The organism is Paraburkholderia sp. NMBU_R16, assembly GCF_013282575.1.
GTDB lineage: Bacteria > Pseudomonadota > Gammaproteobacteria > Burkholderiales > Burkholderiaceae > Trinickia.
Genome location: NZ_JAAAYE010000145.1, coordinates 1 through 2,892 on the forward strand (window position 1 = coordinate 1; position 2,892 = coordinate 2,892).

General features: G+C 59.9%; 3 protein-coding genes. 2 read left to right on the forward strand and 1 reads right to left on the reverse strand.

Going from position 1 to position 2,892, the window contains the following annotated elements; genetic code table 11:
- A partial coding sequence (locus GWC77_RS27265; protein WP_173262462.1) for a transposase domain-containing protein occupies window positions 1–296 on the forward strand: 296 nt, incomplete at its 5' end.
- A gap of 1,106 nt (window positions 297–1,402) precedes the next feature.
- On the opposite strand, the gene GWC77_RS27270 is transcribed toward GWC77_RS27265, so the two are convergent.
- Window positions 1,403–2,641, reverse strand: coding sequence for an IS4 family transposase (locus tag GWC77_RS27270; protein ID WP_254367216.1), 1,239 nt, complete (start codon window positions 2,639–2,641; stop codon window positions 1,403–1,405).
- A gap of 13 nt (window positions 2,642–2,654) precedes the next feature.
- Here GWC77_RS27270 and GWC77_RS29220 point away from each other — a divergent pair.
- Window positions 2,655–2,892, forward strand: a 238-nt coding sequence (locus GWC77_RS29220; RefSeq protein WP_217283434.1) for a hypothetical protein, incomplete at its 3' end; no start/stop codon positions are given.

A 2,892-nucleotide genomic window follows, 5' to 3' on the forward strand; every position in this document is an offset into this window, starting at 1 on the left:
GGGAAGCGCTCACACGCTATTGCAACGACGGCCGGCTAGAGATCGACAACTTGCCGGTCGAGCGCGCATTGCGTGGAGTGGCCATTGGAAGGCGCAACTACCTGTTCGCCGGCGCGGACTCCGGTGGCGAACGTGCCGCCGCGATTTACAGCCTCATCGGGACGGCAAAACTTAACGACATCGATCCCGAGGCCTATCTGCGCTTCGTACTTGCCCGCATCGCTGATCACCCGATCAACCGCGTGGACCAACTCATGCCGTGGGTCGTAGCGGATCAGCTCCACAACGCCAACTGAACATCACGACACCGCCGTCAAGACGGTGCTCGCGACACGCTTACGTTTTTTCAGCGCTATGTGGCGCTTTCGCTCGCTGAGAGCGGACGTGAGTTCGCATTCATGCTCGAAGTTTCGTGGAGTGAGTGGCAAAAATCATGAGGGGGGGGATAAATGCATAGCGTTATACACATCGCATCGACCCACCCAACTTAACCCGATCGTGACGTCAGCAGGCTTTGCCAGGTTTAGGGTGGCTCAACAAAGCCCTGAACAGCCGGGGCCGACCCGGGTGCGTGAAAAGGTGATGCGGCACCAACGTGCTGAACCTGCGGAATTCGTTTGGCAGGCCCGTTTGCGTCAAAAATTCATAGTTGCGTCCGCAACCAAAATGGGCGCATGCCCTTCTGAACAAAGCCGTCAAAACGTAGCCTGCTCGTCCCGGTTTCCTTAGCGCGACACAACCTTCGTTGTTATCGATAATCATGTACCCCATTGACAACTACCAAAATTCAGCGCGACGTCCTGATGAGGGCAACACTGCGCCAGGGCCGCGCGCGGGAACCCACACGCATCGAGTGCAAGCTCCTGCAGGGACGAAAGGGCTTTCCTCTCAAGCGAAGGGTACTTCCTCGTTTGCTTCACCTCAACTGGAGCCTTTGACCGGGATGAAGTTGGGTCCACGCTCAAGAACTCCTAACCCGCCGAAGGCTGTGCCGCGATACGCTCCCATGAGGCGGGTCGATTCTCCTCCGCTAGTAATACGCGAGCCGACGGGTCTATCGCCACAAGGGCGAGTTACTTTGGGTGCCGCGAAGCCCTCCACCTTGTCGTGGGTTTCTATGGATTTCGCTGAAGCCCTCGCACGTGATCGAGTCACGACACCCCCCCTCCCTTCGCCCGACTCATTTCCCCTCCCTTCGCCCGACTTATTCGCGAGGTCTGAAAGAGAAAAAGAAGGGAGAAGAAAACGAATAGCAGACTATCGCACGTCTGCCTTAGAAAGGGAGGGTGTTATTCAAAAAGGACGGCGCGCGCAACAGAAACGGGGAGCGGCTGATCCCGAAGTCCCAAGTAGGGATTATCGGGTGGCGCAGGCAATCCACCCAACTTAAGCGATCGTGACGTCAGCATGCTTTCATCGCCATGAACTTATGCGGCTTTGGTCGGATTGGACGAGGGCGCGTTTTGGCCGGCCGATGCACGTGGGTACGCCGTGCCAGCAGGTCGAGTGCGTCGACGAGTTGTTGCGCGGTGGCGCGGCCAAGCAGCAGCAAAGGAAGCAAGGGCCGCATGGCCGTGACGGCGAAAGTGCGATTGATACGGCGCTCGGTCGGCAGTTGAGCCGCGTCGTGAGCGGCCTGACTGAACAGCGAATGGATGTTGTCGCGCAGGATCTTGGCGGCCAGATCCTGCGCGACAGCCAATTGGGACAGCCCGGTGACATGCTCGAGGGCGAGCGGGTGCTTGAGGCGTTTGAATGCCTCTTCTATGCGCCAGCGCTGGTGGTACAGATCGCCGATGATCGCGGCCGGGAAACGCATGGCATCGAACAGGTTGGTCATCAGCACGCGTATCTTGCCGGTGGAGGCGACGTGCCGTACCAGCCGAACCGTGGTCGGCTGGCGATCGCATTCGTAATCGACGGCGTCGTCACGATCGGGGGCGCGCAGCTCGACTACCTGTTCGGTCAGGCCGGAGCGCAGGAAATCGCGCACGCAGGCGAAGCCGCCGTTGCCGGCCTTCTCGACGCGGATGCAGAACGAAATGCCGCGCCGGCTCAGCAGTGCCGGCAACCAGCCGCAAGGATAGCCGCGATCGAGCAGCAGCAGATCTTGCGCGTCGAGCCGATCGAGATGTTCGAACAGCATCTGGCGTTCGTTCTCATGGACGCTGTGCAGGGAGGCGGCCAGCATCATTTCGGCGCCCGGCAGATACAGGCCGAATGCAATCTGATCAGCCACAGCGGCACGCGGGACATGGCTGGCGCGCAGCCCAAAGCGCACGGTGGTGGCGTCGGCCGCGACCAAACGCAGGCCATGCCAGCGTGGCACCCGAGCGTCGCGTTCGGCGTGTGCCAGCAACCAGTCGTTGAGGTAAGGCAATGCGGTGCTGGCCAGCTTGGCGCGGGCGCGCGCGAAAGCCTGTTCGGAAACCTCGTGCGCAAGACTGGCCTGCTGCCGAAGATGGCCGAAGAATTCATCGAGTTCGGCGTGGACGCTTTTACGCATCCCGCACAGCATGACGGCCACCAGTGTCGGCAGCGGCAGCTTGCGGCGACGGCGAAACGCGGTGACATGGTCGCTGTGACGTGCGCGTTCATGAAATTGCGGGGAGTGCAGCAGTGCAGCGAAATCGGCAAACAACGAGGACAGCGGCATGGACGGCCAACGAAGATCAAAAGTGATCTCCATTGGCCACAGCCCTGCCCGCGAAACAAACCTTCGCGGGCAGGGCTGCGGCCGCGCAAAGCGCCTGAACTGTCAAGTTTTTTTACGCCGATGCGGCCCCTTACCGATAAAGCCGCTCGTTAAGTTGGGTGGATTGACCTATCGAGTCACGGCTTCGATGCGGTTTTTCCGAAATTTTATCAATGCGTTGACTAATCTTGACGCAA